This is a genomic window from Rhizobium sp. SSA_523, from assembly GCF_030435705.1.
GTDB lineage: Bacteria > Pseudomonadota > Alphaproteobacteria > Rhizobiales > Rhizobiaceae > Neorhizobium.
Map to the genome: position 1 here is coordinate 676,495 of NZ_CP129381.1, position 24,904 is coordinate 701,398.

22 protein-coding genes are annotated in these 24,904 nt (G+C 61.6%); 3 read left to right on the top strand and 19 right to left on the bottom strand.

Features of this window, described 5'->3' with window-relative positions:
* Nucleotides 1-179: 179 nt before the first annotated feature.
* Nucleotides 180-1,136: a LysR substrate-binding domain-containing protein gene (locus tag QTJ18_RS04415; RefSeq protein ID WP_252753220.1), complete on the top strand. Its 957-nt coding sequence runs from the start codon at nt 180-182 to the stop codon at nt 1,134-1,136.
* Here QTJ18_RS04415 and QTJ18_RS04420 read toward each other — a convergent pair.
* From QTJ18_RS04420 to QTJ18_RS04455, 8 genes are all read right to left on the bottom strand, one after another.
* Nucleotides 1,133-1,660 (bottom strand): DUF992 domain-containing protein, encoded by a 528-nt coding sequence (locus QTJ18_RS04420; RefSeq protein ID WP_252753219.1) that lies wholly within the window; start codon nt 1,658-1,660, stop codon nt 1,133-1,135. The genes QTJ18_RS04415 and QTJ18_RS04420 overlap by 4 nt on opposite strands.
* Nucleotides 1,661-1,928: 268 nt before the next feature.
* A complete protein-coding gene (gene mmsB / locus QTJ18_RS04425) occupies nt 1,929-2,810 on the bottom strand; it encodes a 3-hydroxyisobutyrate dehydrogenase (protein ID WP_252753218.1) in 882 nt (293 codons plus the stop codon).
* A 31-nt stretch (nt 2,811-2,841) separates the two neighbouring features.
* Nucleotides 2,842-4,437, bottom strand: coding sequence for a GMC family oxidoreductase (locus QTJ18_RS04430; RefSeq protein ID WP_252753217.1), 1,596 nt, complete (start codon nt 4,435-4,437; stop codon nt 2,842-2,844).
* A gap of 137 nt (nt 4,438-4,574) precedes the next feature.
* Nucleotides 4,575-5,585 carry a branched-chain amino acid ABC transporter permease gene (locus QTJ18_RS04435; RefSeq protein ID WP_489667212.1) on the bottom strand — a complete coding sequence of 337 codons (1,011 nt, stop codon included), beginning with the start codon at nt 5,583-5,585 and terminating at the stop codon, nt 4,575-4,577.
* A gap of 5 nt (nt 5,586-5,590) precedes the next feature.
* Nucleotides 5,591-6,478, bottom strand: a complete 888-nt coding sequence (locus tag QTJ18_RS04440; protein ID WP_252753216.1) for a branched-chain amino acid ABC transporter permease — start codon at nt 6,476-6,478, stop codon at nt 5,591-5,593.
* A 4-nt stretch (nt 6,479-6,482) separates the two neighbouring features.
* Nucleotides 6,483-7,181: an ABC transporter ATP-binding protein gene (locus tag QTJ18_RS04445; RefSeq protein ID WP_252753215.1), complete on the bottom strand. Its 699-nt coding sequence runs from the start codon at nt 7,179-7,181 to the stop codon at nt 6,483-6,485.
* A 1-nt stretch (nt 7,182) separates the two neighbouring features.
* Complete coding sequence (locus QTJ18_RS04450) at nt 7,183-7,971, bottom strand: ABC transporter ATP-binding protein (protein ID WP_252753214.1); 789 nt, start codon at nt 7,969-7,971, stop codon at nt 7,183-7,185.
* 15 nt (nt 7,972-7,986) lie between these two features.
* The gene (locus QTJ18_RS04455; RefSeq protein WP_252753213.1) at nt 7,987-9,189 is read right to left on the bottom strand and encodes an ABC transporter substrate-binding protein; all 1,203 of its coding nucleotides are present in this window, start codon (nt 9,187-9,189) and stop codon (nt 7,987-7,989) included.
* 175 nt (nt 9,190-9,364) lie between these two features.
* Between QTJ18_RS04455 and QTJ18_RS04460 the strand changes: the two genes are divergently transcribed.
* The gene (locus QTJ18_RS04460; RefSeq protein ID WP_252753212.1) at nt 9,365-10,267 is read left to right on the top strand and encodes a LysR family transcriptional regulator; all 903 of its coding nucleotides are present in this window, start codon (nt 9,365-9,367) and stop codon (nt 10,265-10,267) included.
* A 12-nt stretch (nt 10,268-10,279) separates the two neighbouring features.
* On the opposite strand, the gene QTJ18_RS04465 is transcribed toward QTJ18_RS04460, so the two are convergent.
* The 8 genes from QTJ18_RS04465 to QTJ18_RS04500 all read right to left on the bottom strand — a co-directional run bounded on the left by QTJ18_RS04465 (nt 10,280) and on the right by QTJ18_RS04500 (nt 18,843).
* Nucleotides 10,280-10,642 (bottom strand): DUF779 domain-containing protein, encoded by a 363-nt coding sequence (locus QTJ18_RS04465; RefSeq protein WP_252753211.1) that lies wholly within the window; start codon nt 10,640-10,642, stop codon nt 10,280-10,282.
* Nucleotides 10,643-10,712: 70 nt separating this feature from the next.
* Nucleotides 10,713-12,227 carry an aldehyde dehydrogenase gene (adh, locus tag QTJ18_RS04470; RefSeq protein WP_252753210.1) on the bottom strand — a complete coding sequence of 505 codons (1,515 nt, stop codon included), beginning with the start codon at nt 12,225-12,227 and terminating at the stop codon, nt 10,713-10,715.
* Between the two features lie 137 nt (nt 12,228-12,364).
* Nucleotides 12,365-13,321 (bottom strand): helix-turn-helix domain-containing protein, encoded by a 957-nt coding sequence (locus QTJ18_RS04475; protein ID WP_252753209.1) that lies wholly within the window; start codon nt 13,319-13,321, stop codon nt 12,365-12,367.
* Between the two features lie 143 nt (nt 13,322-13,464).
* Nucleotides 13,465-14,316: a dipeptide ABC transporter ATP-binding protein gene (locus tag QTJ18_RS04480; RefSeq protein ID WP_252753208.1), complete on the bottom strand. Its 852-nt coding sequence runs from the start codon at nt 14,314-14,316 to the stop codon at nt 13,465-13,467.
* Nucleotides 14,313-15,164, bottom strand: a complete 852-nt coding sequence (locus tag QTJ18_RS04485; protein ID WP_252753207.1) for an ABC transporter ATP-binding protein — start codon at nt 15,162-15,164, stop codon at nt 14,313-14,315. The genes QTJ18_RS04480 and QTJ18_RS04485 overlap by 4 nt, the downstream gene beginning before the upstream one ends.
* Before the next feature lie 2 nt (nt 15,165-15,166).
* Nucleotides 15,167-16,075 (bottom strand): ABC transporter permease subunit, encoded by a 909-nt coding sequence (locus QTJ18_RS04490; RefSeq protein WP_252753206.1) that lies wholly within the window; start codon nt 16,073-16,075, stop codon nt 15,167-15,169.
* A gap of 15 nt (nt 16,076-16,090) precedes the next feature.
* Nucleotides 16,091-17,095 carry an ABC transporter permease subunit gene (locus tag QTJ18_RS04495; RefSeq protein WP_252753205.1) on the bottom strand — a complete coding sequence of 335 codons (1,005 nt, stop codon included), beginning with the start codon at nt 17,093-17,095 and terminating at the stop codon, nt 16,091-16,093.
* Between the two features lie 152 nt (nt 17,096-17,247).
* Nucleotides 17,248-18,843, bottom strand: a complete 1,596-nt coding sequence (locus tag QTJ18_RS04500) for an ABC transporter substrate-binding protein (protein WP_252753204.1) — start codon at nt 18,841-18,843, stop codon at nt 17,248-17,250.
* A gap of 491 nt (nt 18,844-19,334) precedes the next feature.
* Between QTJ18_RS04500 and QTJ18_RS04505 the strand changes: the two genes are divergently transcribed.
* Complete coding sequence (locus QTJ18_RS04505; protein ID WP_252753203.1) at nt 19,335-19,835, top strand: cupin; 501 nt, start codon at nt 19,335-19,337, stop codon at nt 19,833-19,835.
* Nucleotides 19,836-20,157: 322 nt separating this feature from the next.
* On the opposite strand, the gene QTJ18_RS04510 is transcribed toward QTJ18_RS04505, so the two are convergent.
* The 3 genes from QTJ18_RS04510 to QTJ18_RS04520 are packed head-to-tail and all read right to left on the bottom strand — an operon-like array spanning nt 20,158 to nt 24,885.
* Nucleotides 20,158-22,494 (bottom strand): peptidase domain-containing ABC transporter, encoded by a 2,337-nt coding sequence (locus QTJ18_RS04510; protein WP_252753202.1) that lies wholly within the window; start codon nt 22,492-22,494, stop codon nt 20,158-20,160.
* The gene (locus QTJ18_RS04515; protein ID WP_252753201.1) at nt 22,491-23,831 is read right to left on the bottom strand and encodes an HlyD family secretion protein; all 1,341 of its coding nucleotides are present in this window, start codon (nt 23,829-23,831) and stop codon (nt 22,491-22,493) included. Before QTJ18_RS04515 ends, QTJ18_RS04510 begins: the two co-directional genes overlap by 4 nt.
* Nucleotides 23,815-24,885: an LpxL/LpxP family acyltransferase gene (locus tag QTJ18_RS04520; RefSeq protein ID WP_252753200.1), complete on the bottom strand. Its 1,071-nt coding sequence runs from the start codon at nt 24,883-24,885 to the stop codon at nt 23,815-23,817. Before QTJ18_RS04520 ends, QTJ18_RS04515 begins: the two co-directional genes overlap by 17 nt.
* Between the last annotated feature and the right edge of the window lie 19 nt (nt 24,886-24,904).

Sequence of the window (24,904 nt, forward strand, 5' to 3'; positions counted from 1 at the left end):
TCATCTTCATCATCATCCCGAGATGCGACGATCATACGACGAAATCGGGCTGAAAAACGGTGGCATGGCAACCGGAAGAAACGATAGTACGCGCCGCCGGAAACCCGCTCCTGGTCATCTATCAAAAAGGTTCCATTAAAGTAATTTCGATTACCTGATGACTGTGATAATCAAATCCTATGACGAACATCACTCTGCGCCAGCTGCGATATTTCGAAGCCCTGTCCCGCCACGGCCACTTTGGTCGGGCGGCTGATTCCTGCGCAATCTCGCAGCCGGCCCTGTCAGTCCAGGTCAAGGAACTGGAGGAAACGCTGGGCGTGGAGCTTCTGGAACGGGGTGCGCGACAGGTGCGGCTCAGCAGCTTCGGGGAGGAATTTGCGCTGCGCGCCCGGGAGATCCTGCGATCCGTCGACGAGCTCGCAGATATGGCACGCGCGTCCCGCGACCGGCTGACCGGGCGCCTGCGCGTCGGCATCATCCCCACAGTCGCGCCCTATCTACTTCCGGCCATGGTCGCGCGGCTGACATCGGATAATCCGTCTCTGGATATTCATGTGCGCGAAACCGTGACGCAGAAGCTTTTGGATGAGCTGGCGGAGGGGCGACTGGACGCCGCCATCGTGGCGCTTCCCATCGCGGAGGCGGCGCTGGAAGAGGCTCCCCTGTTCGACGAGCAGTTTCTCCTCGTCAGGCCCGCCGTTGATGCGGGCAAGCCGGTACCAGACAGCCATCAATTGCGGGAGATGCGCCTCCTGCTTCTCGAGGAGGGCCACTGCTTTCGCGATCAGGCTCTGTCATTCTGTGCCAGTGGAGCCGGAAATCGCAGGCCGCGCGAACTGCTTGACGGCAGCTCGCTCTCGACGCTGGTGCAGATGGTCAGTGTCGGGATCGGCGTGACGCTCATTCCGGAGATCGCCGTGCCCGTCGAAACGCGGTCGGCCGATGTCTGCGTCGCCCGCTTCACCGCACCGCAGCCGTCCAGGCGCATCGGCATGGTCTGGCGCCGCACCAGCCCGATCGCCAGGCAGCTGCGTCAGTTGACCCTCATCGTGCGCGAAGCGGCCGCAACGGTGAAAGACACCGCTGCGGCCGCCTGCAATCTTCATGAAACCAGTCGTGGCAGCGCCGCTTAGGCGGGCGTCAGCGTCATGGACGTGCCGGTGGCCGCAAGATTCAGGCCCAGCTGGCCGGTCACGCTGACCGTCTGCAGATGGATCGAGCCTGCGGTGCCGCCAACCAGGACATTCACACCTGCGCCGGCTGCAACCGTCACTTCAGCGCTTGCGCCCTGATAGAGGCCCGACAGGGACCCGTGGTGATAGCCGGCCGTCGGTGCGAAGACCGCCCAGATCATCCGGCCGCGCGTGGTGAAGCCGATATCGACGCCCATCTTGCGCACGACGCCCGTGTAGCGGTCGAGCGGCTCGGAGCCGACGGTCGAGGTGAAGACGCAATCCGCTTCCTTGGCCGAACCGAGCACATAGCCTACACCGCCGCCGATGGCGCAATCCAGATAGCCGATGCGAACGCCGCCACGCTGGTCGGACTCCTCGTAGACCGGAGCTCGATCGCGGACGGTGAGATCGGCCGACAAAGCCGTTCCGGCGCTGGAGAGGACGGGAAGCGTGGCAACCGCTACGGCAAAGATCTTTTTCATCGAAATACTCCTTTGATGCTGTCGCTGCCGGCCCGGCGACGTTGAAACATCGGCGACCTTGCATAAGCCTGCAGAACTGCACCGTTAACGCACGTGGCAAAAAAATGATCCTGCCTGACCGCAGTAATAAAATCTTGCGGTCTTAAACAATTGTAATGGCGGGGGCTTCCGGTCCCGTTACGGGACATTCCGAAGTCTTTGGCCTAGGGGCGGCACCCTGAAGAGCAAAGGCCGGGTTTATCCCACTGGCCGTGACGGAACCGGAGATCTAGGCCTTGCCGCGCAGGAACTCTATTATGGCCGAGAAGTCGCGCCCGCCATGGCCGAGCTTGTCGAACAGGCCGTAGATCTGCGCCGCCTCTGCGCCAAGTGGGGTTGCAGCGCCTGCGGCCAAAGCCGCCTCCTGCGCGAGCTTCAGATCCTTCAACATGAGGGCGGCGGCGAAACCCGGCACATAATCCTTATTGGCGGGCGATGTCGGCACAGGGCCCGGTACCGGGCAATACGTCGTCAAGGACCAGCATTGACCGGACGAAGTCGATGCGACGTCGAACAGCGCCTGGTGCGACAGGCCAAGCTTTTCGCCGAGCGCGAAGGCTTCGCAGACCCCGATCATCGATATTCCGAGGATCATATTGTTGCAGATCTTTGCGGCCTGGCCGGCGCCGGCATTTCCGCAATGGACGATCTTCTTGCCCATCGCCTCCAGGAGATTGAGGCCTCTTTCGAAAGCGATGTCCGTCCCGCCGACCATGAAGGTCAATGATCCGGCACTGGCGCCGCCCGTACCGCCGGAAACCGGCGCATCGAGGGATTGAAGCCCGGCATCTTCGGCAATCTTATGCGCCTTGCGAGCATTCTCGACATCGATGGTCGAGCAATCGATCAGCAGAGCGCTGGACTTTGCCTCAACCGCGATCTCGGTCCAGACGCTGATCACATGTGCGCCGGCCGGCAACATGGTCACGATGACATCGGCCTTCGCCACCGCCTCGGACAGCGCGCGCGCCATGGGAAGCGAGGCGGCCTCGGCCGCCTTCCGTGCAGCCTCCGACAGATCGAATCCCGTCACCTGATGCCCTGCCTTGGACAGGTTGCCGGCCATGGGCAGGCCCATATTGCCCAAACCGATGAATGCGACAGTCGCCATTTGCAGTATCTCCCTGAATTGAAGCCCATATTTACCGATTATCGGCGAGAATCATCGCAGCCGCTTTCTCGGCGATCATGACTGTCGGCGAATTGGTGTTGCCGCTGGTGATCGTCGGCATGATCGAGGCATCAGCAATGCGCAGTCCGCGAAGCGCCCTCAATCGAAGGCGCGAATCCACGACGCTGTTCGCATCGGCCCCCATTCGGCAGGTGCCGACCGGATGGAAAATGGTGGTGCCAATCGCGCCTGCCGCCTCGATCAATTGTTCTTCCGTCTCGTAATCCGGCCCGGGCTTGTATTCTTCGGGATGGAAGCGGGCAAAAGACGGCTGCCGCGCAATCGTGCGCGTCAGGCGGATCGCCTTGACGGCCACCTGGCGATCGGCCTCGGCGCTGAGATAGCGCGGTGCGATGGCCGGCTGAAGCGCGAAATCCGGCGACCGGACATGCACCGATCCGCGACTTTCGGGCCGCAGGTTGCAGACGCTGGCGGTTACCGCCGGAAAGCGGTGTACCGGATCGCCGAACTTGTCCAGCGATACCGGCTGGACATGATATTGCAGGTCCGGCGTTTCTTTTTCCGGCCCGGAACGGGTGAATATCCCAAGCTGGCTGGGCGCCATGGCCATGGGACCGGACCGGCGCAGCAGATATTCCAGCCCGATGGCCGCCTTGCCGAACAAGGCCGAGGCTTTTTCGTTCAAGGTCGGCACGCCCGTCACCTTGAAAACGATCCGCAATTGCAGATGGTCTTGCAGATTGGCGCCGACTGCCGGAACGCTGCGGATCACATCTATGCCGGCTTGCTGGAGAATGGCCGGATCGCCGATTCCCGACAGTTCGAGAAGATGCGGCGAGCCGATGGCTCCTGCGCAGAGAACCGTTTCCCGCTTTGCCGTAAAGCGCTTGCTGATGCCCTCATGGCGAACCTGCACGCCGACGACCGCGCCATCCTCGATGATGAGTCGCTCCGCCTGGGCCTTGATCAAGACCGTGAGATTGCCGCGTGCCAGTGCCGGCTTCAGAAAGGCTTTCGACGTATTCCAGCGCACGCCGGAGCGCTGATTGACATCGAAATAGCCGCTGCCTTCATTGGTCCCGCGGTTGAAATCGCTGGTTTCAGGAATGCCGGCTTCCTTGGCCGCCTGCTGGAAGGCTTCCAGCACGGCCCAACGGACGCGTGCCCGCTCCACCCGCCATTCGCCGCCGGCGCCATGCATCTCGTCTTCGCCCTTGTAGAAATCCTCGGAACGGCGGAAGATCGGCAGGACGTCATCCCAGCCCCAGCCTTCGCAGCCCATCTGGCGCCACTGATCGTAATCCCGTGCCTGGCCGCGCATGTAGATCATGCCATTGATGGAGGAGCAGCCGCCGAGCACCTTGCCGCGCGGGTAATTCAGCGCGCGACCATTCAGCCCCTCCTCCTTCTCGGTCGTGAAGCACCAGTCGGTGCGAGGATTGTTGATGCAGTAGAGATAGCCGACCGGAATGTGGATCCAATGGTAATTGTCGCTGCCCCCGGCCTCCAGAAGCAGAACCCGCACATTGCGATCCGCCGCCAGCCGATTGGCCAGGACGCAGCCGGCCGAGCCGGCGCCGATGATGATATAGTCGAAGCTTTCCACAACAGGTCTCCACAGGAGGGTCCGCGAGGGGTTCCAGACGGGATCTCGATCAGGTCACACCGCACGCGCGGGTGCTCGCCATTCCTTGGCGCCGACCGTCACCGCGTGCGGACCGTGCGGCTTGCAAGATCCGGGCGTTACTGGCGGTGATCGAGCCCCAGGCGGCGACCGATCCGCGAGGCATAGAGCTCGCCGACAATGCCTCGACGAAACAGCAAGACGCAGACCATGAACACGACGCCGGTGATGATCGTGACCGGGAAGCCGGTGGTCGCTAGGTAATTGCCGAGCGTTACGATGAAACCCGCACCCACAATCGGGCCGAACATGGTGCCGATGCCCCCGAGCAGCGTCATCAGGATCACCTCGCCGGACATCTGCCAGGCAACATCGGTCAGCGTTGCAAACTGGAAGACCAGAGCCTTCAGGCCACCGGCGAGGCCGGCAATCGAGGCAGAGAAAACGAAGGCGCCGAGCTTGTAGCGCTGCACCGCATAGCCCAGCGAAATCGCGCGCGGCTCGTTTTCCCGGATCGACTTGAGGATCATGCCGAAGGGCGAATTGACGAAACGCCAGATCAGGAACAGACCCAGCAGGAAGGCGCCGGCAACCGTGTAATACATGGCAAGCGGCTGGTTCAGGTCGATGAAGCCCAGCAGATGGCCACGCGGCACGGACTGGATCCCGTCCTCACCCCGGGTGAATTCGGCCTGCAGGCAGAAGAAGAAGAACATCTGCGAAAGCGCCAGAGTGATCATCGCGAAATAGATCCCCTGCCGCCGGATGGCCAGGGCGCCCATGACGAAGCCGAGCACTGCGGCGCCCGCAACGCCGGTCAGCACGCCAAGCTCCGGCGGAAAACCCCATTCCTTCACCACATGAGCGGTGAAATAGGCGGCGCCGCCGAAAAAGGCGGCATGGCCAAAGGACAAGAGACCGGTATAGCCGAGCAGAACGTTGAAGGCGCAGGCGAACAGGGCAAAGCACAGCACTTTCATCAGAAAGATCGGGTAGACGAAGAAAGGTGCGGCGAGCAGCAGCCCGAGAGCGATGAGGCCAAGGATGAGCCTGGCGGCAGACTTGCCTTCGCTCTGCAGCGCGCGCGCCTGCGGCACTGCCGTGGAGGTTGTGGTGTGCGAGCTTGTCATCAGATTCAAGCCTCCCGTCCGAAGAGGCCAGCCGGCCGAATGAGCAGAACGATCGCCATGATGACGAAGATCACGATATTGGATGCCTCCGGATAGAAGACCTTGGTCAGACCCTCCGCAATGCCGAGCATGTAGCCGGTCACGATCGAGCCCATGATGGAGCCCATGCCGCCCACCACGACGACGGCAAAGACGACGATGATGATGTTGGAGCCCATCAGCGGCGACACCTGATAGACAGGCGCAGCCAATACTCCGGCAAAGGCTGCCAGAGCCACCCCAAGACCATAGGTGAAGGTCAGGAGCAACGGAACATTGACGCCAAAGGCCTGGACGAGCGTGGCATTTTCGGTTGCCGCGCGAAGATAGGCGCCAAGCTTGGTCTTTTCGATCAGGAACCAGGTTGCGATGCAGACGACAAGCGAAACGACGACCACCCAGCCACGATAGATCGGCAGGAACATGAAGCCGAGATTGGTGCCTCCCGCCAGCAGAGCGGGCGTTGCATAGGGCTGGCCGGATGCGCCGTAGAGATAGCGGAAGGTGCCTTCCAGGGTCAGCGCCAGGCCGAAGGTGAAGAGCAGGCCATATAGCGGATCCAGATCGTAGAGCTGCCGCAGAAACAGCCGCTCCACTACGGCCCCCAGCAGACCGACAATGAGCGGCGCAAGGACGAGCGCCGGCCAATAGCCAATTCCGACGAAGGTCAGCAACAGATAGGCGGTGAATGCGCCGAGCATATATTGCGCCCCATGGGCGAAATTGATCATGCGCAGCAGGCCGAAGATGATTGCCAGGCCGAGCGACAGCAAGGCGTAGAAGGAGCCGTTGATCAGGCCGATCAACAACTGACCGAGCAGGGCCTGAACCGGAATGCCGAATATCATCGTCATGGCATCAAACCCCCAGAACCTTGTGCAACATATCCATCCGCTCCGGCAGTTGGGCCACGGGGAATTCGGAGACCACCTGGCCATGATCCATCACGTAGAAGCGGTCTGCGACGCGCGCGGCGAACCTGAAATTCTGTTCCACCAGGACAACCGTCATGCCGCGCTGCTTCAGCGTTTTCAAAACTTCGCCGATGCGTTGCACGATCACGGGAGCGAGACCCTCCGTCGGCTCGTCCAGCAAAAGAACCTTGACGCCCGTGCGCAGGATACGCGCAATGGCCAGCATCTGCTGTTCGCCGCCGGACAGGCGCGTGCCGGGACTGTTGCGCCGCTCGTAGAGATTGGGAAAGAGTTCGAAGATTTCCTCAACCGACATGCCCTGGCCGACAGCCGGCGGCAGCATCAGGTTTTCGATGACGTTCAGGGAGGCGAAAATGCCCCGCTCCTCGGGAACATAGCCCAGGCCATGATGGGCGGTGCGGTGCAAGGGCACCTGCATCATGTCCCTGCCGGCAAGACGGATCTCGCCCTGCCGCTTGCGGAGAATGCCGACAATGGTTCGCAGCGTCGTCGTCTTGCCAACCCCGTTGCGGCCGAGAATGGTGACCATCTCCCCCTCGCCCACCGTCATGTCGACGCCGTGGAGGACATGGCTTTCGCCGTACCAGGCGTTCAGCCCCTTGATCTCGAGAAGGGTCTTCATCTCACGCCTCCTCCACGCCCATATAGGCGGTGCGAACTTGCGGATTGCGGCTCACCGTCTCGTAATCGCCCTCGGCGAGGATCTCGCCCCGCTGCAGCACCGTCACATGATGGCAGAGATCGGCGACGACGGAGAGATTGTGCTCCACCATCAGAACGGCGCGGGTCCTGGCGACGTCGCGGATGAGATTTGCAATCGTGCCGATATCTTCCTGGCCCATGCCGGCCATCGGCTCGTCGAGCAGCAGGACCTTCGGCTCCAGGGCGAGGGTCGTTGCGATCTCCAGCACGCGCTTGCGTCCGTAGGAGAGATCTGCAGCCAGCACCTGATGTTCGCGAGCCAGCCCCACGGAGTCCAGCAGGGCCTCGGCATGTCCGTTCAGGCTGTCCAGCGAAGAGAGCGGCCGCCAGAACTGATGGGCCAGATTGTGATTGCGTTGAAGCGCGACACGGACATTGTCAAGAACCGTCAGATGCGGAAACACCGCCGAGATCTGGAACGAGCGCACCAGCCCCATGCGTGCGACCTTGTCCGGCGGGGTGCGGGTAATGTCCTGCCCCATCAGCGTGATCTTGCCCGCTGTCGGCTGCAGAAACTTGGTCAGCAGGTTGAAAACCGTGGTCTTGCCCGCTCCGTTCGGGCCGATCAGCGCATGCACCTCCGCATGGCGTACATCGAGGTCCACATCGCGGACGGCCGTGAAGCCGCCGAAATCCCGGCGCAGACCGCGGGCGGACAAGACCACCCGCGACTCCGGCCGCTTGCTCTGCTCAGCGAAAGCGTTTGTCATCGGCGCTTGCAAGCCTCACTTCACCAGTTCGCAGCCGCTCTTGGCAGGATCGATATAGGCTTCCTTGCCAGGAATGGTGGCCAGGACATTGTAGTAATCCCAGGCCTCCTTGCTGTCCGCCGGCTTCTTGACCTCAAGCAGATACATGTCATGGATCATCCGGCCATTGGCGCCCACCGTGCCGCCGCGACCGAAGACATCGTCCACCGGCATCTCATGGATCGCCTTGGCCACGGCTTCCGTTTCGTCCGAGCCCGCCTTTTCGATGGCTTTCAGATATTGCAGCACGGCGGAATAGGTGCCGGCATGGATCATGTTCGGCATTTTTCCGGTCTTCTTCATGAAGCGCTCGCCGAATTTCCGGCTCTCGTCATCGCGGTTCCAGTAGAAGCCTTCGGTCAGTGTCAGACCCTGAGCCGCCTCCAGTCCAAGCCCGTGCACTTCCGCGAGCGTGAACAGAAGGGCTGCCAGACGCTGGCCGCTCTGCGTGATGCCGAATTCGGCTGCCTGCTTGATGGCGTTCTGCGTATCCGCCCCGGCATTGGCCAGACCGACCACCTTGGCGCCGGACGATTGCGCCTGCAGCAGGAAGGAGGAATAATCGGTCGTGGCCAGCGGATGGCGAACCGAGCCGACGACCTGACCGCCATTGGCCTTGACGAAATCGCTTGTCTGCTGCTCCAGCGAATAGCCGAAAGCATAGTCTGCGGTCAGGAAGAACCAGCTGTCGCCGCCCTGCTTGACGAGCGCGCCGCCAGTGCCCACGGCAAGCGCATGCGTGTCATAGGCCCAGTGGAAGCCATAGGGGCTGCACTGCTTTCCCGTCAATTCGGTCGTTGCAGCACCCGTGACGATGTCGATCTTCTTCTTTTCCTTCGCGATGGCCTGCACGGCAAGCGCAACCGACGAGGTGGTGAGCTCCATGATCGCATCGACCTGATCGGTATCGAACCACTGGCGTGCGATGTTGGAGGCGATATCGGGCTTGTTCTGGTGGTCGGCATCAACGATCTCGACCGGCACGCCGAGCACCTTGCCGCCGAAATCCTCGACGGCCATCTTGGCCGCCTCGACCGAAGACTTTCCGCCGAAATCCGCGTAGACGCCGGACTGATCGTTCAGAATGCCGATTTTCACTTTGCCATCGGATGGTGCGGCCACGGCAGCGGCCGCGCCGGCCACAAAGATTGCGGCAGACGCCAGAAGCATTTTGCGCATTATCGATCTCCTCCCAGAGATGCTCAAACAGATTGTGACTGTTCAGTTTTGGCGAGTGCTCTCCTTAACACCCGCCGACACGCAAGGATCATCCGGCATAGTTCTCATTGACGCAACCCGAGCAGCGGACTAATTGCAAACAGGATCTGTTCATTAATGAACAGAAGGGAGACCGATGCGCACGCCATTCACCTGGGACGACCTACAGTTCTTCCTTGCGGTCGCACGATCCGGACAATTGTCGACGGCAGCCCGGCAGCTGCGCAGCAGCCATGCGACTGTCTCACGCCGCATCGACCGGCTCGAATTCTCTCTCAAGGTCAAATTGTTCGAGCGCAATCCGCGCGGCTATGTCCTGACACCGCTCGGCCATCGCTTCGTGGAAACCGCTGAAAAGGTCGAGCAGGAAGCGGAGCGCCTGCAGGAGGAGATCTGCGGTGGTCCGGGCCTGCAACGCGGCGTCGTGCGCCTGTCCGCGCCGGAAGGGTTTTCGAATTTCTTTCTGGCGCAGAGACTGCCGGATCTGGCCGCACATTCTCCCAATATCTCGCTGGAACTGGTGACGATCCAGCAGATCATGTCTTTGTCGCGCAAGGAGGCCGATCTCGCCGTGGTGCTCGATCCGCCCAAGGCGGGTCCCTATTATTGTGAACAGCTGACGGAGTATCATCTGGGCATTTTCGCCACGGCGGATTACCTGGATGCGCACGGCGTTCCGCAATGCGCAGACGACCTTTTGGCGCATGCCTTTATCGGCTATATCCAGGATATGATCTTCGCACCGGGCCTCGATTACCTGGGCGACGTGCACCCGCGCATCCGGCCCGGCTTTCAAAGCTCGAGCATATTCTCGCAGCTGACGGCAACGCGCAATCACCTCGGCCTCTGCGTGCTGCCAATGTTCATCACGAACCAGTATCAGGAGCTTCGCCCGGTTCTTCCGGAACTCGTCCTGCGCCGCCACTACTGGCTGGCCTGCCACCAGGACCTGCTGCAGGTCGGGCGGGTGCGCTCGGTGATGGATTTCCTGCGCTCGACCGTGGGAACCAATGCCGATAATTTCGCGCCAGGCCTCTGATCGCAACAGGACCTACGGCGCGACGGGGCCGGTCATGCAGACCTGTGAGCGCAGCAGGAAGCGTTTTTCGCGCCCGTTATCGAGGGAGAACATGCCGCCGCGGCCAGGCACGACGTCGATCACCAGATCGGTGTTCTTCCAGGCCTCATATTGCAGGCCACCGATATAAAAGGGAGCACCGCCAATATAACCCAGAAGCACATCATGGTCTCCCACCAGAAACTCACGCGCCGGATAGCACATCGGCGAGGATCCATCGCAACATCCGCCCGACTGGTGAAACAGGATGTCCGGATGATCCTGCCTGATCTCATCGATCAGCGCCAAAGCGGCTGGCGTGGCGGTGACCATTGTTCGCGGAGCGGTGACCGGCATGATGACGTCCCTTATCCTTCAAGGCAGGCTCCCGATCCGCCCGGATCGGAAGCCATGGATGCGGGCCGGATCAGAAGAAACCGAGCGCCTTGGGAGAGTAGCTGACCAGCATGTTCTTGGTCTGCTGGTAGTGATCGAGCATCATCTTGTGCGTTTCGCGCCCGATACCGGACTGCTTGTAGCCGCCGAAAGCGGCATGGGCCGGGTAGGAGTGATAGTTGTTCACCCAGACACGGCCTGCCTGGATATGCCGCCCGAAGCGGTAGCAGGTATTGGCATCGCGGCTCCAGACGCCCGCGCCAAGCCCGTAGAGCGTGTCATTGGCCAGCGCCAGCGCTTCGTCTTCATCCTTGAAGGTGGTGACCGAGACGACGGGTCCGAAGATTTCCTCCTGGAAGACCCGCATCTTGTTGTGGCCGCGGAAGACGGTCGGCTTGACATAGAAGCCACCGGCCAGCTCCCCGTCCAACTCGTTGCGATATCCGCCCGTTAGGAGTTCGGCGCCTTCCTGCTTGCCGATGTCTATATAGGAGAGGATCTTCTCCAGCTGCTCGCTCGAGGCCTGCGCACCGATCATGGTGCCCAGGTCGAGCGGGTTGCCCTGGACGATCTTCTCGACGCGCTTCACGGCCTTTTCCATGAAGCGATCATAGATCGACTCATGGACCAATGCGCGGCTGGGGCATGTGCAGACCTCGCCCTGGTTGAGGGCGAACATGGCAAAGCCTTCGAGCGCCTTGTCCAGGAAGTCGTCGTCGGCATTCATGATATCGGCAAAGAAGATGTTCGGCGACTTGCCGCCCAGTTCGAGCGTGACCGGGATGAGGTTCTGGCTGGCATATTGCATGATCAGGCGACCGGTCGAGGTCTCGCCGGTGAAGGCGATCTTGGCGATGCGCGGGCTGCTGGCCAAAGGCTTGCCGGCTTCCAGGCCGAAACCGTTGACGATGTTGAGCACACCCGGCGGCAGAAGATCGGCGATCAGCTCCGCCAGGACCAGGATGGAAGCCGGTGTCTGTTCGGCCGGCTTCAGCACCACGCAATTGCCTGCGGCAAGCGCCGGCGCGAGCTTCCAGGCAGCCATCAGGATCGGGAAATTCCATGGAATGATCTGGCCGACGACGCCGAGCGGCTCATGGAAGTGATAGGCCACCGTATCTTGGTCGATCTCGCCGATCGTGCCTTCCTGCGAGCGGACGCAGGCGGAGAAATAGCGGAAATGGTCGATCGCCAGCGGAATATCCGCGGCCATGGTCTCGCGAAGCGGCTTGCCATTGTCCCATGTCTCGGCTTCCGCCAGGAGCTTGAGATTGGCCTCCATCCGGTCGGCGATGCGGTTCAGCATGTTGGCGCGCTCGGTCGCCGACGTGCGTGCCCAGCCATCCTTGGCGGCATGGGCAGCATCAAGCGCCAGGTTCACATCGTGCTCATCGGAGCGGGCCACTTCACACAGAACATTGCCCGTGACCGGCGTGGTGTTCTGGAAATAGCGACCGTTCACCGGCTCGCGAAATTCGCCATTGATGAAATTGCCGTATTTGAGCCTGAACGGCGATGCGGCCAGCGGCTGGACCTGCATGTTCATATCTGATCCTCCAGTTGATGGGCCCCTCTCCTCGGGCCCGATGGAGACATGTTTGCGCAAAGGGATGACCGGGCGATAGCGGGTGCCGCCAATGTTGCTTTGCACACTGTCGCAGGCTTGCGACAACCGGGAACTGCCTATTGAACCTCGAACCGCTTCAGCTTGCGATGCAGCGTGGCACGGCTGACGCCCAGCATGGCCGCCGCTTTCGACACATTTCCCTGGGTCCGGGACAGCGCGCGGCGCAGCGTTGCGCGTTCGGCCTCGTCCAGATCGTTGAGCGGATCGCCGCGTTCCTCGCGCAGCGCATCGCTGGCGGGCAAGCCTTGCGCAATGCGATGGTCGTCCAGTTTCAGGGCCAGGCGGGCCGCACGCGTGGCGCCGATGACGAGATCGTCCTGATCGACCGCCAGCAGGGCCGAATGCTGGCTTGCCTGCGGCACCAGAAGGATCCGCGCGCCGGCAAAGGCCTGCCTGAAGAGATTGGTCTCGACCCTGACCGCGGCATCGCGCACGGCTTGCGAGAGCATGGCAAGCGTGATGTCGCTGACATCATTGCGGCAGGTGGAGACGTCGAGCGCGGCGGCCACCTGCCCCAGATGATCCCGAATGGGTGCAGTGGCGCAGGAAAGTCCGGTATTGGCGCTCAGGAAATGCTGGTCCCGATGAATGACGACCGGTCGTTCATCGGCAAGCGCCGTGCCGATGCCGTTGGTGCCGACACAGGCCTCCGTCCAGACATGCTGCTGCCAAAGGCCGACGGCGCGAAAATCGGCATCGTCGCCGGCAGAACCCCGCCGATCGACCACGATACCTTCGGCATCCGACAGAAGTATGCAGCATCCCGCCCGCCCCACGGTCTGATAGAGCCGGTCGACCTCTTCGGCGGAACTGCCGATCAGCCGTGCCATGCGCTCGTGCGCCTCGCGAAACACGGCGTCCTCCACCCGGCGCGGTTTCATGGCCCGTTCGGGGGCCAGATGGTAGACGTCAAGGCAGCGGCGCCAGGACGCCGCAACGGGCGACGCAATGACCGCGGACGACCGCGCCGCCGTCTCATATACAAGATCCGAATGACTGGGTTCACGCCGCATCCGCCCCTCCCAAAGCATCGTCAGGCCTGGAGGCTAGCATAGACCGGGGCAGAAGACCCTGACAAATGGCAAGACGATCAGCCGGCGGAAGTGACGCAGATTTGCGACAGTTCCGCCGACTGATTGCGGATTACCGTTGGACGCTAGGCGACAGCCTGCTTGCGGGCGAGACGGGCGCGGATCGATTCCACATCGGCGCGTGGCGTTGCGGCAAAAAGCGTGCGCGTATAGGCATGCTGCGGATCGTTGAACACTGCCTCCCGCGTTCCGTATTCCACGGCCTCGCCGTAATACATCACCATCACTTCATCGGCGATGTATTTGACCACCGACAGGTCGTGGCTGATGAAGACATAGGTCAGCCCGAATTCTTCCTGGAGATCGGCAAGAAGATTGAGAACCTGCGCCTGCACAGACAGGTCCAGCGCCGAGACGGGCTCATCCAGAACCAGAAGCTTCGGGTTCAGCATGAGCGCGCGGGCGATGGCGATGCGCTGGCGCTGGCCGCCGGAAAACATGTGCGGATAACGGTTATAATGTTCCGGTGCGAGGCCGACCTTGACCAACATCTCGGTCGCCCGCTCGCGCCGCTCCGCGGCCGACATCTTCGTGTTGATGGCCAGCGGTTCTCCCAGAACATCGCCGATCTTCTGGCGCGGGTTGAGCGAGCCATAGGGGTTCTGGAACACGATCTGGACCTTGCGGCGCATCTCCGACGTCAGGTGGCCCGGCCGGGTGTCGACCGTCTTGCCCTCGATCAGCAACTCGCCGGCCGTCGGTTCGTCGATGAAGGTGAGGATGCGGGCAAGGGTGGACTTGCCGCAGCCGCTTTCGCCAACGATTGCCAGGGTCTTGCCGGCATCGAGCTTGAAGGAGACGCCCTTCACTGCATGGACGACCTTTTCCGGTTTGAACAGGCCCTGCGGAACATGATAATCCTGCTTGATATTGCGGATTTCGACCATGGGCGTCGTGCTGGTATTGTTGTCGCTCATCTTACGCCTCCTGCCAGATCTTCTGCCGTCATGAAATCCGATACGGTGCTCAGACGGTTGCCGGTCGCGTTTTCCGGCAGAGCCGAAAGAAGAGCGCGGGTATAGGCATTCTTCGGCGCTTCGAAGAGAGAGAGCACATCGGCCTCCTCCATCTTGCGCCCCTTATATTGGACGATCACCCGGTCGGCCGTCTCCGCCACCACGCCCATGTCATGGGTGATCATGATCAGGCCCATGCCATGCGCGGCCTGCAGCGACATCAGAAGATCGAGGATCTGCTTCTGGATCGTCACGTCGAGCGCCGTCGTCGGCTCATCGGCGATGAGCAGTTTGGGATTGCAGGCGATAGCGATGGCGATCATTACCCGCTGACACTGGCCACCCGACATCTGATGCGGGAAATGGTTCAGCCTTTCCTGCGGGTTGGGCAGTCCAACCTGCTCGAAAAGCTCGATGGCGCGCGCCCGTCGCTCCTGCTTGTTCATGCCCATATGGATGCGCAGGACTTCCTCGATCTGGAAGCCGACTGTGAAGCAGGGGTTGAGGCTGGCGATCGGCTCCTGGAAGATCATCGCCATGTCCTTGCCGATCAGCTTGCGGCGCTCATTATCGGACAGAGAGCGGATGTCCCTGCACTGGAACACCATCTTGTCGGCGGTGATTTTCGCCGTCCAGGGCAGAAGGCCCATGACCGCCAGCATCGAGACGGATTTGCCCGAGCCGCTTTCGCCGACAATGGCCAGCACTTCCTTCTCATCGACGGACAGGGATACGCCGTCGACGGCCTTGAACCAGCCGGTGGCCGTTTCGAATTCAACAGTCAGGTTTTCAATTTCAAGAAGCGCCATGATCAGGACCTCTTCATCTTGGGATCGAGCGCATCGCGCAGGCCGTCGCCCATCAGGTTGATGGCGAGGACGGTGATCAGGATTGCGAGTCCGGGGAAGGTGACGACCCACCAGGCACGCAGGATGAATTCGCGTGCCTCGGCCAGCATCGTGCCCCATTCCGGTGCCGGCGGCTGTGCGCCCATGCCGAGAAAGCCGAGCGCGGCCGCGTCCAGAATGGCGTTGGAGAAGGACAGGGTCGCCTGGACGATCAGCGGCGCGGTGCAGTTCGGCAGGATGGTGCGGAACATCAGACGGAACGGGCCGGCGCCGGAAATCCGGGCTGCCGTCACGTAATCACGCGTCTTCTCCGCCATGACAGCGGCGCGGGTCAGGCGAACGAAGTGCGGCTGCAGGGTGAGCGCGATTGCGATCATGCCATTCGTCAGGCTCGGCCCGAGAATGGCCACCAGCACCAGAGCCAGCAGCAGCGAGGGGAAGGCCAGGATGATATCCATGAGCCGCATGATCACCGTGTCGACCCAGCCGCGATAATAACCGGCAATCAGGCCAACCAGAATGCCGCCGGTCAGCGACAATGTGGTGACGAAGAGACCGATGAAGAGCGAATACTGCGCGCCATAGATCAATCGGGAGAGGATGTCGCGGCCAACCGCATCCGTGCCGAGCAGATAGGTCGCCCGTCCGCCTTCCAGCCAGGCCGGCGGCACCAGGACGGCATCACGATACTGTTCGAAGGGCGAATGCGGTGCGATGACCGAGGCGAAGACGGCGACGATGACGAGAGCGATGAAAACGAAGAGGCCGATGACGGCGCCCCTGTTTTCCGAAAAATAGAACCAGAACTCCGCCAGCATCTGGCGGCGAAGCGCCGCGCTGCTGACCGCTTGGGTCTTGGCTGTGTCTGCCATGGGATTTTCTCCTTCTTAGTGGCGGATACGCGGGTTGATGAGGCCGTAGAGCACATCGACGATCAGGTTCACCACCATGATGATGCCGGCGATCAGCAAGAGCCCGCCCTGGATCACCGGGTAATCCCGGCGGAAGACGCTATCCACCATCCATTTGCCGATGCCGGGCCAGGAAAAGATCGTCTCGGTCAGGATGGCGCCGGCCAACATGACGCCGATCTGCAGGCCGATCGTCGTGATGACGGGGATCATCGCATTTCGCAGGGCGTGCAGGCTCACCACACGGAACGGTGAAAGACCCTTGGCGCGCGCCGTGCGGATATAGTCTTCCGACAGAACTTCGAGCATGGCGGATCGTGTCTGGCGGGCGATCACGGCCAGCGGAATGGTGGCAAGCACGATCGATGGCAGGATCAGGTGACTGAGGGCCGAGGTAAAGGCGCCTTTCTGTCCCGACAAAAGCGAGTCGATCAGCATGAAGCCGGTAACCGGCTTGAAGAAATAGAGAAGAGAGATGCGTCCCGAAACCGGTGTCCACTGCAGGATGCCGGAAAACAGAATGATCAGCAGCAGACCCCACCAGAAGATCGGCATGGAATAGCCGACGAGCGCAATGCCCATCATGGACTGATCGAGCGCCGAGCCCCGCTTGATCGCAGCAATCACACCCGCAGGGATGCCGATCACGATCGCGATGACGATGGCGCAGAAGGAAAGTTCGACCGTTGCCGGGAACAGGGCCATGAACTGCTGGAGGATAGGCGTTTTGGAGACGATCGACGAACCGAAATCGCCGGTCAGCACGCCACCGAGATAATCCAGATACTGCATGACGATGGGACGGTCGAGACCCAGCTGCGCACTGATCTGCGCATGGCGCTCGGGCGACATGACCCGCTCGCCGGACAGGAGAGCGACCGGATCACCTGGCAGCAGCCGGATAAAGGCGAACGCAATGATCGAAACCCCGATGAATGTCGGGATCAGCACGGCGAGGCGCCGAAGGAGAAAGCCAAACATGGTGGGACCCACTTATTGTTCTTGTCGGGTTCAGGCCGGCGGCGGTGTCTGTCGCCACGTCCGGCTGCCCTTGGATCGATCCGGCGCCCGGGTCGATCGTGCGGAAAAGCCGCAGGGCGAGACACCCTGCGGCCTTAGATGAATTGCGGCGATTACTCGGCCAGGTCGACGTTTTCGAAGGTGAAGTCGCCAAGCGGGCTCTGTACGAAGCCGGTCACTCCCTTGCGCATCGGTACGATCGACAGAGAGTGATCGAGCGTTGCCCAGGGAGCTTCGCGCTTGAAGACAACCTGTGCCTGCTCGTAAAGCTTGGTGCGCTCGGCCTGGTCGGACGTGACCTTAGCCTTCTTCACCAGCTCGTCGAACTCCTTGTTGCACCACTGCGCGCGGTTGTTACCGCCAACAGCATCGCAGCCGAGAAGCGTGTCGAGGAAGTTGTCCGGGTCGCCATTGTCACCGGTCCAGCCGAGCATGGCCGCACCGTCGCGATCCTTAGCCTTCGAACGCTCGAGATATTCTGCCCATTCGTAGGAGACGATCTCGACCTTCACACCGATCTTGGAGAAATCATCCTGGATGATTTCGGCGGCGCGGCGGGCGTTCAACATGTAAGGGCGCGATACGGGCATGGCCCAGACCTTCATCGAAAGGTCCTTCACGCCGGCATCGGCCAGCATCTTCTTTGCGGCTTCCAGGTCGTAGGCGTCGTCTTCGATCGTGTCGTTATACGACCACATCGTCGGCGGGATCGGGTTCTTGGCCGGGGTGGCCATGCCCTGGAAGACGGCGTCGACGATAGCCTTCTTGTTGATCGCCTTGTTCAGGGCCTTGCGAACTTCCGGCTTGTCGAAAGGAGCCTGGGTCGTGTTGTAGGCGAGGTAGGCGACGTTCAGGCCTTCCTGTTCCATGACCTGAAGGTTCGAATCCGACTTCATCGACTGCACGTCGGCGGCATTCGGATAAGGCATCAGGTGGCATTCGCCAGCCTTCAGCTTCTGATAGCGAACCGAAGCATCCGTGGTGATTGCGAAGACGAGATCGTCGATCTTTGGCGCGCCACCCCAGTAGTCAGGGTTCTTGGCATAGCGGATGACGGCATCCTGCTGGTAGCCGACGAAAGCGAAAGGACCTGTGCCGAGCGGCATCTGGTTCAGCTGCGCCATCTTGCCGTCGGCCTGCAGCTTGTCTGCATATTCCTTCGACATGATGGAGGCGAAGGGCATGGCCAGATTGGCGAGGAAAGGCGCTTCCGGACGGTTCAGGACGAACTTGACCGTCAGGTCGTCTACCTTTTCAACCGACTTGATGAGGTCGGGGAAACCCATGCCTGCTGCATATTCCCAGGAGGTGCCGGGCACATACTGGTTCCACGCATTGTCCTTGTTGATCTGGCGATCGATCGAGAAGACGACGTCGTCAGCGTTCAGCTCGCGGCTCGGCGTGAAGAAATCAGTGGTCTGGAATTTTACGCCTGAACGCAGCTTGAAGGTGTATTCCTTGCCGTCTTCGGAAACCGTCCAGCTCTCGGCGAGTCCGGCAACCGGCTTCGTCGTGCCCGGTTCGAACTCGAGGAGGCGGCTGTAGACCGGATGCGCGGAGGCATCAAACGTCGTGCCGGCGGTATAAAGGCCGGGATCGAAGCCTTCCGGCGAGCCCTCGGAGCAATAGACGAAGGTCTTTGCACTTGCGGCTGTGGAAAGGAAGGAAGCTGCCAGCAGCGCCGCAGCAAAGCCAAATTTGTATTTCATTTCTGTCTCCCATGGGTACGAAGCGGTCCCACCGCAATCGACCGTGTTCGATGTCCAGATCGCAAATCCGCAGAGACGGCTGTTCGCTCGCTTATTATTCTCGCCGCACTCCGCCTTTGATTGCCTCCACGCCTCTGAACAGGCCTGAAACCACGCCAAAACGTCAGGCAACGCCCTTCTCTTATCCTTTGCTCGGAGCTTGTAAAGTCGAAGCCTCCGGACAAAGCCTGCAAAATTAACGAAAGATGTATCACCTTTCCGGTGTGAAAACGTTAGAGGCTTAAAGAGAAATAAAATTTCGCGCCTTGCTGCGATGCGAGATGTTTGTCCCGGTTTCGCCGAGCTTGGCAATCGGGATATGCCTCTCCCCATCAGCCTGCAGATCCCCGGCGGACCTTATGCAAACCGCGTCCGAGCAGGATCCGGGAACCTTTCCGCCCATCCGGCCTTGAGAGGAGCGCACATTCCGTGACTGATGAGGATGATCGAAAATGCAGCAACCGGAAGCCCTGACCTTCAGCGAAAGCGATTGGGTCCCCAATCATCCCTCGCTTCCGGTGCTCCTGTACCGCGGCGTCTTCGACGGCCAGGATAGCGAACGCGCCGAAATGATCGAATCGCGATTTTCTACCCACCAATGGCAGGGACTCTGGCGCGACGGCGTTTTCTCCTATCAGCACTATCACAGCCAGGCGCACGAGGTGCTTGCCATTGCCAAGGGCCACGCGCGTCTGTTGATCGGTGGCTCGAACGGCTCGATCCTGGACGTCTCGGGCGGCGATTGCCTCATCCTGCCGGTCGGCACGGGGCATATGCGGCTGGAAGCGACGGCCGATTTCCTCGTCATCGGCTCCTATCCGCCCGGACAGGAGGCCGATATCCTGACAGAGGCACCCTCCCCGGCGCAAAAGGAGGCGATCGCTCAGCTCCCCCTCCCGGCGACAGATCCCGTCTATGGCGCCGACGGGCCTCTTCTCAGCCTCTGGAGATAGGAAAGACCGCACCACGTCGCCGGCCGGGACATGACAAAGATCAATCCTGTTGTCATTTCCCTTGAAAGGTGTACCACTTACACCGTCGCGTTGAGGAGCGCGATACAGTCACTGCATTGGGAGGATCATCCATGCTGCTCACCGGCGTCGCACTCGCATTCTGTCTTGGTATCGGCGGCATCGCCTTCTTTCGCTGGCGCGACGGGACCTGACGCCGGATACCACTCCACCTGGTGGTTCGTTCCCGACATTTGCAATCGTTCGCAGCACCCTGAGAGCGTTCCGCATGCGGGAACCAAAGGTCAAGTTCATTCCCCCAGCGTCATCTGGACGATTGGCCGGCCTCGTCGCGCGGCTGCGCTGACTGGCGCGCTATCACCCGTCTTAGTCTGAGGCTTGCCTGCGCGCCGATATCACTCGGGGCGGGCGAAGCAAGCGTCGCTTCGTGTTGCGGCGGCGGTGCGCTCGTCACGATTGCCGGCGGTAGCTCGTTCACCGGCAGCGGAGGCGGTTCGCCTATCAACGGAGCCTCTTGAGCACACTGCCCTCTGGTCAGGGCAAGAGGGGTCAGCACCCCATCCAGCATCGAATAGGCCCGATCGACATAGTCCAGCACCCGCTCGCTATGGGTGACGAAAATCTTCCCGCCCTCGCTCCGCGCCAGGACATTCAGGAGATCCAGCTCCGTTTTCCGATCCAGATTGGCCGTGATCTCATCGAACAGCATCAGCCGCGGCCGACGGCAGATGATCCTGGCCGCCAGCAGGCGACGGCGCTGGCCGGTGGACAGCAGGGAGTTGTTGGGTGACACGAGAGTGGCGAGCCCCTGCGGCAGGGCCTCGACCTCCTCGGCAAGCCCAACCTCGGCGAGCGCCTGCTCGATCCGTTCGCGGGGGATCTCCGGATCGAAAAGGCTGACATTCTCGGCCACCGTGGCCGCGAAGAGGGTATCTTCGGCGAAGACGGCGCCGATATTGTTGCGATATTCCATGATGCCGAAAGCGCCGAGCGGCTGCCCGTCGACAAATATGCCGCCACCGGTGGCGGGCGCGATGCTGGCGATCACCTTCAGAAGCGAGGATTTGCCGGAGCCCGATTCGCCGACGATTGCGATGCGCTCACCCCGTTCGACATTGATCGTCAGGCTCGCATTGCGCACCACCGGCCTCTCCTCCTCGCCGAAGGAAATGGAGAGATTGCGCACCTCGACGCTGCGGCGGATCGCCTTGCGGATCGTCGCGGTCCTGCGGTTAACTTCCGGCGGGTTCTGGATAACGTCCTCCAGCCGACGGATGTGGGAGGAGATCACGGTCAGATGCATCAGATTGGTGGTGAGCGCATCCGCCATCTGAAAGAAGGTGCCGCGCAAGGCGAAGAACGCGTAGAGCATGCCGATCGTCATCTTGCTCTGCAAAACGGCCGCAACGCCAAAATAGAGGGTGACGACGGTGCCGAGCACGACCAGAAGATGGACCATCAGCTGCGTGTCTATCTGCAGGCGGCGCGAGACGAAGTCCCGACCTGCGTAGCGGGCGAGCTTGTCGAACCAGCGCTGCTCAAACCGCTCGGACAGATTATGCGCCTTCAGCGTCTGGATCCGGTTCAGCCCATCCAGCAGGACGCTGACTTCCTCGCTCTTGGCGCTGAGGGCATCCGTCGTCGCATCCTGGGTCCGCCGCATGTAGAGCATGCGAATGCCGACTGCGAGGACGAGCGTGCCGAGCACCATCAAAGTCATTTCGGTCGAATAATAGGCCATCAACGTGAGCGAGAGCACCGATACGCCGGCTTCCGCGAAGGAGCGGATCATCCCGTCCGAGGCGTAGGCCTTCACCTGGTCGACCGAATTGAGGCGGGTTACGAAGTCACCGGCATGCCGGGCCTCGAAATAGGTGAGCGGCAGGCGGAATCCGTGCCCCACCACGGAGCGGGAAAATTGCAGCTGCATGCCGATCGAGCTGCGCAGGATGATCACGTCACGCAGCCACTGCCCCACGCCGTCGAACAGGAGGAGTGCCAAAAGACCGATGGTCAGCACGCCAAGGAGATCGACATCGGCCTGCGGCAGAACGAAGTCCAGGGAGATCTGCAAAAGAATGGGCGTCGACAGCGACAGGATGCCGATCGCAACCGAGACCGTGAAGATCTTCCAGAAGATCGCTTTATAGCCGGTGGTGGCGCCAATGATCTGCCAGATGGTCAGATCATCGGTTTGCGATGCGATTTTGTCGAAGCTGGCTCTGGAGTGGAATTCCAGCGCGACCCCTGAAAAGTGGCGGGCGAAATCGTCGCGGCTGAAGTCCCGCCGGCCGACGGCCGGGTCATGGATGATGAAGCGACTGCCGCGAATGGCTTCCAGCACCACATAGTGCCGCCCTTCCCAATGCAGGATGGCCGGCAGGCTGAGGCCCGTCATTTCTTCGATATTCTGCACGCCGAGGCCCCGCGCCTCAAGCCCGAACTGGCCAGCAAGGTGGTAGAGCTCGGCAAGCGACATGCCGCCGCGGCTGATCTGGTGCAGCGAGCGCATATAGGGAAGATCGACATTGTGGCCGTGCGCATTGGCAATCATGGCCAGACAGGCCAGGCCGCATTCCTGCTGTTCGCTCTGCAGCAGGGTGCGCACGCGCATCTTGTCCGAGAAGAACGGCAGTCTCACAGGCGCCCCCTCATGGCGAGAACCGGATCAAGGACCCAATCGATGAGCCGGCGCTTTTCCACGACCACATCGGCCGACAAGGTGGAGCCGATCAGAATCGGGCGCTCCTTCCCATAGGCCATGATGGTGCGCCTTTCCGGCTCGACCTCGACAAGATATTTCGATTGTGCCGGCGCTGCCTGTGCCGCCTGGGCAGCAGCCGGCATGACCGGCGCTGCGGCCTGCTCGTCCGGCTTGGGAACGCTCATCGGCTGCGCGCTGATGGCGATCAGGCGGCCATATTGCACGCCGAAAGTCTTGTAGGGAAAGGCATCATATTTCAGCACCACGCGCTGGCCGATCTGCAGCAAGCCCATGGTCTTGGAGGGCGCTTGCAGGCCAATGACGAAAGGCGCATCCGGATTGCCGATCGCCGCCACCGTATCGCCGAGCGTCACGGCAGAGCCTTCCCGCACATTGAGCGCCACAACCTGCCCATCGGTTGCGGCGATGATATCGGTGGCGATGGCGGTGCGGGCGCGCTCGATCTTCGCCCTGAGTTCCGCCTGCAGGCGGCGCAGTTCGGCAAGCTGGCTTCGGCTGCTTGTGGTATTCAGCATGACCGAGCGGCGGCGCTCGATCGACGATGCGGCAAGCTGCGAGGTCTGCAGGCGGACAGATGCCAATTGCTGCAGGTAATCCTGCCGCAGCCTCTCCTGCGTCGCCAGCGTCTCCCGCGTCGTATAGCCCTGTTTGAGATAGGCCCGCAGCCTGCCGACGATTTCGTCCTGCGCCGACAATGCCTGAACCAGGTCCTTTTCCTGCTGCCAGAGATTGGCCTTGAGCGCCTCGAGATTCTCGTCAAATTTTGCAAGATCCTGATCGTCACGCTGCAGGACGGCCTGCAGGCTGTCGATCTGCTTTTTCACTGTGGCGCTCTGCTCGCTCAGCGCCGTCAGATCCGATTGCGAGAGCGATACCGATCCCGACGCCGTCTGCTGCGGCAGGATGGTCAGCAGCCTTTGCCCCGCTTTGACCTCCTCGCCCTGCGTCACCCAGAGTCTCGCTATGGTTCCATCCACGGTCGCCGTGATCCGCTGCCCGCCCTGCGTACCGAGCACGATGCCGCGCATCGTCTCCTGCTTGGCAAAGGAGCCGATAAAGAGCGCCAGCAGGATGAAACCGGCAAGGCTGGCAAAGAACGCGGCCAGCACGGTCGATGCCGTGTCTCGCCGCAGCTCGATCGTCGAGGACAGGTCATGCAGGCCGGCCATTTCGAAATGGCTCATGGCCGAGCGCGACCGATGAGAGCCCGTGCGATCGCGCAGCCGGTCGAGTAGCCTAGGCCATGCCGGCATTCCGGTCCTCCTCCATCCTAGACGGCGCGACCGGCCTGTCGAGAAAGAATTCGTCGAGGCGGGTCCACATATGCCATTGCGGCGGATCAAGGCTGATGAAGCTCTCGATCTGGCGCGCCACCGCACCCGCCAACCGGTTGCGATCGGCAGGCGAATTCTGCCAGACCTCGAAGGGCTGGCCGAAGACGATCCGATCCCCGCTAAGGCTGGAGACGGTCGTCATCGGCAGCACCACGGCATTGAGCATCCGGGCCATGGCGTCGAGGCCGAAGCCGATGCTGGCGGCCTGTCGAAAAAGGGTGATCGCGGCCGGATTTCCGTAAGTGTGCGGAAGATCGATCATCGACAGGACCACAGCACCTTTGCGCGCAAAGCGCATCGCCTCCATGAAGTCGCCCTCGTTCCGGGTGTTGAGGATGTAGACCTCGCTGGCCACTTCCTGGAGCCTCGCCATGGCTGCCACATTGCGCTGGTGATCCTCCCTTGCCCGAAGCACGAGCAGGCGCCTGCCATTGAAAAAGCGCCAGAGGAGATAGCTGATCGAGATGGGGAAGATGCCCATATGCATCGAGGCAAGAATGACATTGCCCTGTGAGGCCGCCATCCGTTCGACCAGCGCTTCGTCCGAGACGGAAATAGTGCGCGCATCGGCAATCAGCTGCGCACGGCTTCTCGCCAGTCCTGCCAGCCACTCCAGGATCTGCAGGCTGTCGTGAAAATCATGCTCGACCGCCATGGCATGCGCCTGCGCGGCCCCAAGTTTGAGATGACGTGACAGGAGGGGCTCGAGACCGAAGCCGACCCCATCGCGCCGAGACAATGTTGCCCGCCACAAAAGCCGCAGCAGCGGACGCCGGACCCGCAGCGGATAGTGTGCGAGGCGCTGCAGCACGCCTGCAAAGGGCAGGTCGGCCAGCACCTCGTCACCCGCCAGGGCGTCAGGAGGACCCACGGCGCTGTCGACACTGCCGCCGGCAACGCCTTGCCCCTGCCCGAGGCCCGGCACTTGGCGCACGCCATCCATCGTCCCGTCGTGATCCGCCCCTGTCCGCATAGGCCGTGCCATCTCCTTG

Excerpts from the sequence above, each read along its gene's own strand:
- QTJ18_RS04415 (WP_252753220.1), top strand. The coding sequence starts at position 180 with ATGACGAACATCACTCTGCGCCAGCTGCGATATTTCGAAGCCCTGTCC.
- QTJ18_RS04420 (WP_252753219.1), bottom strand. The coding sequence starts at position 1,660 with ATGAAAAAGATCTTTGCCGTAGCGGTTGCCACGCTTCCCGTCCTCTCC.
- mmsB (WP_252753218.1), bottom strand. The coding sequence starts at position 2,810 with ATGGCGACTGTCGCATTCATCGGTTTGGGCAATATGGGCCTGCCCATG.
- QTJ18_RS04435 (WP_489667212.1), bottom strand. The coding sequence starts at position 5,585 with ATGACAAGCTCGCACACCACAACCTCCACGGCAGTGCCGCAGGCGCGC.
- QTJ18_RS04440 (WP_252753216.1), bottom strand. The coding sequence starts at position 6,478 with ATGACGATGATATTCGGCATTCCGGTTCAGGCCCTGCTCGGTCAGTTG.
- QTJ18_RS04445 (WP_252753215.1), bottom strand. The coding sequence starts at position 7,181 with ATGAAGACCCTTCTCGAGATCAAGGGGCTGAACGCCTGGTACGGCGAA.
- QTJ18_RS04450 (WP_252753214.1), bottom strand. The coding sequence starts at position 7,971 with ATGACAAACGCTTTCGCTGAGCAGAGCAAGCGGCCGGAGTCGCGGGTG.
- QTJ18_RS04455 (WP_252753213.1), bottom strand. The coding sequence starts at position 9,189 with ATGCGCAAAATGCTTCTGGCGTCTGCCGCAATCTTTGTGGCCGGCGCG.
- QTJ18_RS04460 (WP_252753212.1), top strand. The coding sequence starts at position 9,365 with ATGCGCACGCCATTCACCTGGGACGACCTACAGTTCTTCCTTGCGGTC.
- QTJ18_RS04465 (WP_252753211.1), bottom strand. The coding sequence starts at position 10,642 with ATGCCGGTCACCGCTCCGCGAACAATGGTCACCGCCACGCCAGCCGCT.
- adh (WP_252753210.1), bottom strand. The coding sequence starts at position 12,227 with ATGAACATGCAGGTCCAGCCGCTGGCCGCATCGCCGTTCAGGCTCAAA.
- QTJ18_RS04475 (WP_252753209.1), bottom strand. The coding sequence starts at position 13,321 with ATGCGGCGTGAACCCAGTCATTCGGATCTTGTATATGAGACGGCGGCG.
- QTJ18_RS04480 (WP_252753208.1), bottom strand. The coding sequence starts at position 14,316 with ATGAGCGACAACAATACCAGCACGACGCCCATGGTCGAAATCCGCAAT.
- QTJ18_RS04485 (WP_252753207.1), bottom strand. The coding sequence starts at position 15,164 with ATGGCGCTTCTTGAAATTGAAAACCTGACTGTTGAATTCGAAACGGCC.
- QTJ18_RS04490 (WP_252753206.1), bottom strand. The coding sequence starts at position 16,075 with ATGGCAGACACAGCCAAGACCCAAGCGGTCAGCAGCGCGGCGCTTCGC.
- QTJ18_RS04495 (WP_252753205.1), bottom strand. The coding sequence starts at position 17,095 with ATGTTTGGCTTTCTCCTTCGGCGCCTCGCCGTGCTGATCCCGACATTC.
- QTJ18_RS04500 (WP_252753204.1), bottom strand. The coding sequence starts at position 18,843 with ATGAAATACAAATTTGGCTTTGCTGCGGCGCTGCTGGCAGCTTCCTTC.
- QTJ18_RS04505 (WP_252753203.1), top strand. The coding sequence starts at position 19,335 with ATGCAGCAACCGGAAGCCCTGACCTTCAGCGAAAGCGATTGGGTCCCC.
- QTJ18_RS04515 (WP_252753201.1), bottom strand. The coding sequence starts at position 23,831 with ATGCCGGCATGGCCTAGGCTACTCGACCGGCTGCGCGATCGCACGGGC.
- QTJ18_RS04520 (WP_252753200.1), bottom strand. The coding sequence starts at position 24,885 with ATGCGGACAGGGGCGGATCACGACGGGACGATGGATGGCGTGCGCCAA.